This window comes from Streptomyces durbertensis (assembly GCF_014156695.1).
GTDB classification, from domain to species: Bacteria; Actinomycetota; Actinomycetes; order Streptomycetales; family Streptomycetaceae; genus Streptomyces; species Streptomyces durbertensis.
In genome coordinates, this window is record NZ_WMLF01000275.1 from 1 (window position 1) to 7,169 (window position 7,169).

The 7,169-nt window shown below is 74.3% G+C and carries 9 protein-coding genes; 6 read left to right on the forward strand and 3 right to left on the reverse strand.

From position 1 onward, the window contains the following. The coding region (locus GL263_RS17715; RefSeq protein ID WP_438947974.1) for a hypothetical protein at positions 1-428 on the forward strand (428 nt) is incomplete at its 5' end. 33 nt (positions 429-461) lie between these two features. Here GL263_RS17715 and GL263_RS17720 read toward each other — a convergent pair. From GL263_RS17720 to GL263_RS17730, 3 genes are read right to left on the reverse strand one after another with little or no spacing between them, the layout of a single operon-like run. Next, positions 462-1,208, reverse strand: a complete 747-nt coding sequence (locus tag GL263_RS17720) for a TrmH family RNA methyltransferase (protein ID WP_182856699.1) — start codon at positions 1,206-1,208, stop codon at positions 462-464. Then, positions 1,205-2,554 (reverse strand): HTTM domain-containing protein, encoded by a 1,350-nt coding sequence (locus GL263_RS17725; RefSeq protein WP_182856700.1) that lies wholly within the window; start codon positions 2,552-2,554, stop codon positions 1,205-1,207. The genes GL263_RS17720 and GL263_RS17725 overlap by 4 nt, the downstream gene beginning before the upstream one ends. Beyond that, complete coding sequence (locus tag GL263_RS17730; protein ID WP_182856701.1) at positions 2,551-3,366, reverse strand: DUF5819 family protein; 816 nt, start codon at positions 3,364-3,366, stop codon at positions 2,551-2,553. Before GL263_RS17730 ends, GL263_RS17725 begins: the two co-directional genes overlap by 4 nt. A gap of 126 nt (positions 3,367-3,492) precedes the next feature. Between GL263_RS17730 and paaA the strand changes: the two genes are divergently transcribed. The 5 genes from paaA to GL263_RS17755 all read left to right on the forward strand — a co-directional run. After that, positions 3,493-4,503 (forward strand): 1,2-phenylacetyl-CoA epoxidase subunit PaaA, encoded by a 1,011-nt coding sequence (gene paaA, locus GL263_RS17735; RefSeq protein WP_182856702.1) that lies wholly within the window; start codon positions 3,493-3,495, stop codon positions 4,501-4,503. Next, positions 4,500-4,811, forward strand: a complete 312-nt coding sequence (gene paaB / locus GL263_RS17740; protein ID WP_182856703.1) for a 1,2-phenylacetyl-CoA epoxidase subunit PaaB — start codon at positions 4,500-4,502, stop codon at positions 4,809-4,811. The genes paaA and paaB overlap by 4 nt, the downstream gene beginning before the upstream one ends. Next, complete coding sequence (gene paaC / locus GL263_RS17745; protein WP_182856704.1) at positions 4,808-5,599, forward strand: 1,2-phenylacetyl-CoA epoxidase subunit PaaC; 792 nt, start codon at positions 4,808-4,810, stop codon at positions 5,597-5,599. The genes paaB and paaC overlap by 4 nt, the downstream gene beginning before the upstream one ends. After that, complete coding sequence (paaD, locus tag GL263_RS17750; RefSeq protein ID WP_182856705.1) at positions 5,593-6,144, forward strand: 1,2-phenylacetyl-CoA epoxidase subunit PaaD; 552 nt, start codon at positions 5,593-5,595, stop codon at positions 6,142-6,144. Before paaC ends, paaD begins: the two co-directional genes overlap by 7 nt. Further along, a partial coding sequence (locus GL263_RS17755) for a 2Fe-2S iron-sulfur cluster-binding protein (RefSeq protein ID WP_182856706.1) occupies positions 6,144-7,169 on the forward strand: 1,026 nt, incomplete at its 3' end. The genes paaD and GL263_RS17755, both read left to right, overlap by 1 nt.

Sequence of the window (7,169 nt, forward strand, 5' to 3'; positions counted from 1 at the left end):
CGGCCGCCGTGGCCATAAGCTCCTCGGTCACCGTGCTGATGCTGCGCGAAACCGAGCACGTGGAGCCGGACGCGATCCGCGCGATCGCCGACGCGGCCCGCGAGGACCTGCACGGGCGTGCGCTGCGCGACCCCTCGCGACGCACGGCCGCCCGGGAGCTGGGGCAGGCGCTGGCGGTGGCGGCGGTCCAGCAGGGAGTGCCCCACCACCGCCTCTCCCCCGCCCCCGGCGGTGCGGACGGCGCCGGCGCTTCCCGGGGCGACCGCGCGCCGCGGCGGCCCACCTCTCACCGCTTCGAGGTCACGGACCGGGACGGCGGTCATCCGGTCTGCCTCATCCTGCGCGCCCGCCCGACGGAGGGCCTGCACCAGCTGACCGTCTACGACGTGCGGCAGAGCGACGGACGCTGCCCGGCGTCAGCGGGCTGACCCGGTCCCGCCGGCCGCCCCGTCCGCCCCACGTCAGCCCGACGCCGCCGACCAGTGGTAGAGCGTCATCGCCACGCTGGTCGCCAGGTTGTAGCTGGAGACCTGCGGGCGCATCGGGAGCGCGAGCAGCCGGTCGGCGCGGGAGCGGAGTTCGGCGGACACCCCGTGCCGCTCGGTGCCGAAGGCCAGCACCGCGTCGTCCGGCAGCCGTACGCCGCGCAGGTCCTCGCCCTCCGGGTCGAGCACGTGCAGGGGGCCGGGCGGGAGTTCGTCGAGGGTGAGGCGTTCGACGGCGGTGGCGTAGTGCAGTCCGGCGCCGCCGCGCACGGCGGCCGGGTGCCAGGGGTCGGCGGTGCCGGTGGTCACGACGCCGGTGGCGCCCATGCCGGCCGCCAGCCGTACGACGGCGCCGACGTTGCCGAGGTTGCGCGGGTCCTCCAGCAGGACGACGGGCGCCGGGCGGGGCAGGGCCCGCAGCGCGGCGAGGTTGGCCTCCCGGGGCCGGCGGCGGGCGAGCGCCGCGACCCCGGTCGGGTGGGCGCGGGGCAGCAGGCCGCGCAGGGTGTCGGCGGGGACCTCGTCGGCCAGCGCGTCGACGCGCTCGACCAGGTCGGGCGCGAGTTCGGCGGCGAGCGCCCGGGTGGCGGCGCGGTCGACGACCAGCAGCGCCTGGAGGGTCGCGCCGAAGCGGAGGGCGTGCTTGACGGCGTGGAAGCCGTCGAGCAGCACGCTGTCGGCGGGGGCGCCGGTCCACGCGGGCGGTACACGTCCGGCGGTCACCGGTCACCCGTCCCCTGCGGGCCGGCGTCCGGAGTGGCGGCCAGCTGCGGTTCGGCCGGCCGGGGCGGTTCCGCGACGGACGGCGGTGGCGCGGGCGCCCCGGCCGCACGCCCCGGTGGTGCGAGGCGCTCCCGTACGCGGGTGGCACGCGCCCCCAGCCACAGCAGCGCGGCCGTCGGCAGGAACACCGCGTCCGCGGCGATCATCGCCAGCGAGAAGAACGGCAGCCCGAGGATGACCGCGATCGACAGGTGCTCGACCATCATCACGGCGAGCAGCACGTTCTTCACGCGCCGGTTGAACAGCGTGAACGGGAACGCGACCTGCACGATCACCGTGCCGTAGGTGATGACCAGCATGATCAGGGCGCTGCCGCCGAGCACGTCCGCCAGTTGCGGCCACGGCGCGAAGTAGTCCAGGTGCATCGGGTACCAGACGGCGGTGCCGTCCTGCCAGCGCGAGCCCTGCACCTTGTACCAGCCGGCGGTGGCGTAGATCAGGCACACCTCCGCCATGATCACCAGGAGGGCGGCGTTGTGGACCAGGTTGCCCAGCGCCACACCGACGGTGTGCGGCTGCCCGCCGGGCCAGTGCGACACCAGGAACCACGCCCCCTGGGCCAGCCACAGCGCCCAGAAGAACAGCGCCCACCCCGGGCTCAGCAGTCCGGACAGCGTCACCACGGTCAGCGTCGAGCCGAGCAGCGCCCAGCCGGCCACACCGAAGCGGTCCAGCCGCTGCTCGGGGCGCACGCCGGCGCGCACCTCCGCCGCCCGGCGGCGCTCCCGGCGCGCGTCCAGCGACCACACCCGCGAGCAGCGGGTGAAGATCAGGTAGATCGCCATCAGATGGACGACGTTGTCGCCGCCGTCGCCCATGAACACACTGCGGTTCTGGAGTGACAGCACGCCGATCATGAACAGCACGGTGGCGGCTCTCGTCCGCCAGCCGACCAGCAGCGCGGCGCTCGCCGCGACCGCCGCGAAGTAGACGAACTCGAACCACAGCGCGCCGTCGGACCACAGCAGCACCGTGAACGCCTTGTTGCCGTCGATCAGCCGCTCGGCGAGCGTGAAGCTCCACGGCGAGTCCGGGCCGTACAGCTCGTGGCGGTGCGGGATCTCGCGCAGCAGGAACAGCAGCCAGGTGGCGGCGAAGCCGATGCGCACGATCGCCGTCTGGTAGGGGCCGAGCGCGCGGGAGACGACGGTGAGGAACGCGCGGGTGAGCGCGGCGTCGACGCGGGCCCCGAGCGGCCGCGGCCGGCCGGCCGCGGCGCTGACCGCGCCCGGGGCCGCGGGCGCCGGCTGGTCCGGGCCCGGCGCGGGCTGGTGCGGAAGGTTCATCGGCCAATCCCCGGTACGTCGGCGTCGGTCACGGGCCACCAGGGCAGCACGCGGTGGCGTGTCGTGTCGTCCACCCGCTCCCCGGTCCACGGCGGCGGCTGGACCGGCGTCGTCGCCGACCGCAGCTGGACGCGCACGACCTCGCGCGCGTCCACCCCGGCCCGTTCGGTGAGCCGCAGCATCGCGATGCGCTTGAGGTACGCCTCGGCCAGCTCGCCGCGGGTGCCGGTGGGGCGGTTCTCGGCGTCGTGCGAGTTGGTGAAGAAGTCCCAGGCGCGGCGCAGCTCGTTCTGCGCGGTGTGGCTGGGGACGAGGTTGCCGCGGATGTCCTCGGCGTCGAACGCGGTGAGGTTCACCCACGGCCCGCTCTCCGACGCGCCGGACCCGTCGCGGGTCTCGACCCTGGCGTGCACGGCGACGTTCTGCTGGAGCGGGTTCGGCGCGAACAGTTTCCAGTTCTGCTCGAACTCGGGGTAGATCCACTGGTCGACGAGCTTGCCGTGCTGGCGGGAGATCGCGTTCGACGGGGCCACGTGCAGGAACACCATGCCGAGGTGGACGAGCACGCCCGCGACGAGCAGCGCGACCGCGCCGACCAGCAGCACCGCGCTCCCGGGCCGCAGCAGCAGGAACCCGTCCGGCCCCCGCGCGGCACCGTCCCCGGCTGCCTCTCCGGGGTCTCCGGGGTCTCCGGGGTCTCCGGCAGCGTCGGCGCCGTGTCCGGCGGTGTCGGCCTCCGGCGTCACCCGCGTGCCGGGCGCGTCGTCCGCACCCCGCGCGTCGTCCGCGCCACCGTCTCCGTTCGGCTGCATCGTTTCCCCGGTTTCCTCGGTCTGCTCCCCGAAGGTTAGTCCCGCTCTTGACACCCCGGCGTGCGGCCGACCACCATTGGACCGAACGATCGGTCGGTTGGTCGGTTGGCGCGAGGGAGTTCACCGATGACAACAGTGCTGCCGGAGCGCGGTCCCGGCGGGGACGTCGGCGGGGGCGTCGGCGCGGACGAAGCAGCCCTCCAGGCCGCCTTCGACGCGGCGATCAGCGCTGACGAACGCATCGAGCCGAGGGACTGGATGCCCGACGGCTACCGGGCCACGCTCATCCGCCAGATCGCCCAGCACGCGCACTCCGAGATCATCGGCATGCAGCCCGAGGCGAACTGGATCACGCGCGCGCCCTCGCTGCGCCGCAAGGCGATCCTCATGGCGAAGGTGCAGGACGAGGCCGGCCACGGGCTGTACCTCTACAGCGCCGCCGAGACACTCGGCGTCAGCCGGGACGAACTGCTGGACAAACTGCACTCCGGCCGCCAGAAGTACAGCTCGATCTTCAACTACCCCACGCTGACCTGGGCCGACGTCGGCGCCATCGGCTGGCTGGTGGACGGCGCCGCGATCACCAACCAGGTCCCGCTGTGCCGCTGCTCCTACGGGCCGTACGCCCGCGCGATGGTGCGCGTCTGCAAGGAGGAGTCCTTCCACCAGCGGCAGGGCTACGAGCTGCTGCTCGCCCTCAGCCGGGGCACGCCCGCCCAGCACGCCATGGCGCAGGACGCGGTCGACCGCTGGTGGTGGCCGTCGCTGATGATGTTCGGCCCGCCGGACGCCGAGTCCGCGCACTCGGCGCAGTCGATGGCCTGGAAGATCAAGCGGCACGGCAACGACGAGCTGCGGCAGCGCTTCGTGGACATCTGCGTCCCGCAGGCCGAGGCCCTCGGCCTCACCCTGCCCGACCCCGACCTCCGGTGGAACGAGGAGCGCGGCTCCTACGACTTCGGCGAGATCGACTGGTCCGAGTTCCAGCAGGTGCTCAAGGGCAACGGGCCCTGCAACGAGCAGCGCATCAGCCAGCGCCGCCGGGCGCACGAGGAGGGCGCGTGGGTGCGCGAGGCCGCCGCCGCGTACGCCCGCAAGCGCGCCGCCGCCCCCAGCAACGAGGACGGACGACGATGAGCGAGACCAGTCAGCAGCACCGGGCGAGGGCCGAGTGGCCGCTGTGGGAGGTCTTCGTCCGCAGCCGGCGCGGCCTCTCCCACACCCACGTCGGCAGCGTGCACGCCCCGGACGCCGCGCTCGCCCTGCGCAACGCCCGGGACCTCTACACCCGCCGCAGCGAGGGCGTCTCCCTGTGGGTCGTGCCCGCCGACCGGATCACGGCGTCCTCCCCCGACGAGAAGGACCCGTTCTTCGAGCCGGCCGCCGACAAGGCCTACCGGCACCCGACGTTCTACGAGGTCCCCGAGGGGGTGCGGAACCTGTGAGCGGCACGTACGAGACACCCGGCGGCACGCACGAGACACCCGGCGACCCGCACGGCGGCCGCGACCGCCCCGGCCACCGGGCGGCGCTCGCCCTGGGCGACGACGCGCTGGTCCTCGCCCAGCGGCTCGGCGAGTGGGCCGGCCACGCCCCCGAGCTGGAGGAGGACGTCGCCCTCGCCAACATCGCGCTCGACCTGCTCGGCCAGGCCCGCACGCTGCTCTCCCTCGTCGGCGACGAGGACAAGCTGGCGTACCTCCGCGAGGAGCGCGAGTTCCGCAACGTCCAGCTCGTCGAGCAGCCGAACGGCGACTTCGCGCAGACGATCATCCGCCAGCTCTACTTCTCCGTCTACCAGGAGCTGCTCTACGGCCAGCTGGCCGGCTGCCGCCCCGAGGACGCCACGCCGGTCGCCGCGCTCGCCGCGAAGGCGGTCAAGGAGACCGCCTACCACCGCGACCACGCCGAGCAGTGGACGCTGCGCCTCGGCGACGGCACCGAGGAGAGCCACCGCCGCGCCCAGCACGCGGTGGACGCGCTGTGGCGCTACACCGGCGAGCTGTTCCAGCCCGTCGAGGGCCTGGACGTCGACTGGGACAACCTCCGCGCCACCTGGACGACCAGCGTCCGCTCCGTCCTCGAACAGGCCACGCTGCGGGTGCCGGAAGGTCCGCAGAGCGCCGTCTGGGCGGCCGGCGGCGGCCGGCAGGGCGTGCACACCGAGCCGTTCGGCCGGCTGCTCGCCGAGATGCAGCACCTGCACCGCAGCCACCCGGAGGCGTCATGGTGACCGACACCGCCGCCGCTTCCCCTCGGACCGCGCCGGAGGCGGACGCACCCACCGCCCTGGAGGCCGAGCTGCTGCGGCTGGCCGGTTCGGTGCCCGACCCGGAGCTGCCGCAGCTGAGCCTCGCCGACCTCGGCGTCGTCCGCGCCGCCCGGCGGCACCCGGACGGCCGCGTCGAGATCGCGCTCACCCCGACCTACACCGGTTGCCCCGCCGTCGAGACCATGGCCGAGGACATACGGCGGGTCCTGGCCGAGCACGGCCACCGCGACACCGCCGTCCACACCGTCCTCTCTCCTCCCTGGACCACCGACGACATCACCGCCGAGGGCCGCCGCAAGCTCGCCGAGGCCGGGATAGCCCCGCCGAGGCCCGGCGGCCCGGCGCCGTCCGGCGGTCCCGTCCCGCTGACGCTCGCCGTCCGCTGCCCCCACTGCGGCTCCACCGAGACCGAGCTGCTGAGCCGCTTCTCCTCCACCGCCTGCAAGGCGCTGCGCCGCTGCGTCGCCTGCCGGGAGCCTTTCGACCACTTCAAGGAACTGCTGTGATCTTCCATCCGCTGCGGGTCGCCGAGGTCGAGCCGCTCACCGAGGACTCCGTGGCGGTCACCTTCGAGGTGCCGGCCGAGCTGCGGGAGACGTTCCGGCACCTCCCCGGCCAGCACCTCAACCTGCGCCGGGTCACCGGCGGCGAGGAGATCCGCCGCTCCTACTCCGTCTGCTCCCCGGCCACCGAGGCGCCCGAGCCGCCGGTGCTGCGCATCGGCGTCCGCCGGGTCGAGGCGGGCGCGTTCTCCCAGTACGCGCTCAAGGAGCTGGCCGCCGGAGACGTCGTCGAGGTCATGCCGCCCACCGGCCGCTTTGTCCTCCGCCCCCGCCCCGGCCGGTTCGCCGCGATCGTCGGCGGCAGCGGCATCACGCCCGTCCTCTCCATCGCCGCCACCCTCCTGGCCCGCGAACCCGAAGCCCACTTCCACCTGCTCCGCAGCGACCGCACGGTGGCCTCCACGATGTTCCTGGAGGAGACCGCCGAGCTGAAGGACCGCTACCCGGACCGCTTCCAGCTGATCACCGCGCTCTCCCGCGAGGAGCAGCAGGCGGGGCTGCCGCCGGGCCGCCTCGACCGCGAACGACTGGCCGCCCTGCTGCCCGCCCTCTTCCCGGTCGACGACATCGACGGCTGGTACCTGTGCGGGCCGCTCGGCCTGATCGGTTCCGCCGAGGCGGCACTGGCCGACCTCGGCGTCCCCAGGGACCGCGTCCACCAGGAGGTCTTCCACGTCGCAGACACCACCCCGTCCGCCCCCGCGCCCGACCTCACGCCCGACGGCGCCACCGTCACCGCCACCCTCGACGGCCGCAGCGGCACCTGGCCCGTACAGCAGGGCGAGACCGTCCTCGACACCGTGCTCCGCAACCGCGCCGACGCCCCCTACGCCTGCAAGGGCGGCGTCTGCGGCACCTGCCGGGTCCGCGTCCTGGCCGGCGAGGTCCGCATGGACCGCAACTACGCCCTGGAGGACGACGAACTCGCCGACGGCTACGCCCTCGCCTGCCAGTCCCACCCCACAACC

Excerpts from the sequence above, each read along its gene's own strand:
- GL263_RS17730 (WP_182856701.1), bottom strand. The coding sequence starts at position 3,366 with ATGCAGCCGAACGGAGACGGTGGCGCGGACGACGCGCGGGGTGCGGAC.
- paaA (WP_182856702.1), top strand. The coding sequence starts at position 3,493 with ATGACAACAGTGCTGCCGGAGCGCGGTCCCGGCGGGGACGTCGGCGGG.
- paaB (WP_182856703.1), top strand. The coding sequence starts at position 4,500 with ATGAGCGAGACCAGTCAGCAGCACCGGGCGAGGGCCGAGTGGCCGCTG.
- paaD (WP_182856705.1), top strand. The coding sequence starts at position 5,593 with ATGGTGACCGACACCGCCGCCGCTTCCCCTCGGACCGCGCCGGAGGCG.
- GL263_RS17725 (WP_182856700.1), bottom strand. The coding sequence starts at position 2,554 with ATGAACCTTCCGCACCAGCCCGCGCCGGGCCCGGACCAGCCGGCGCCC.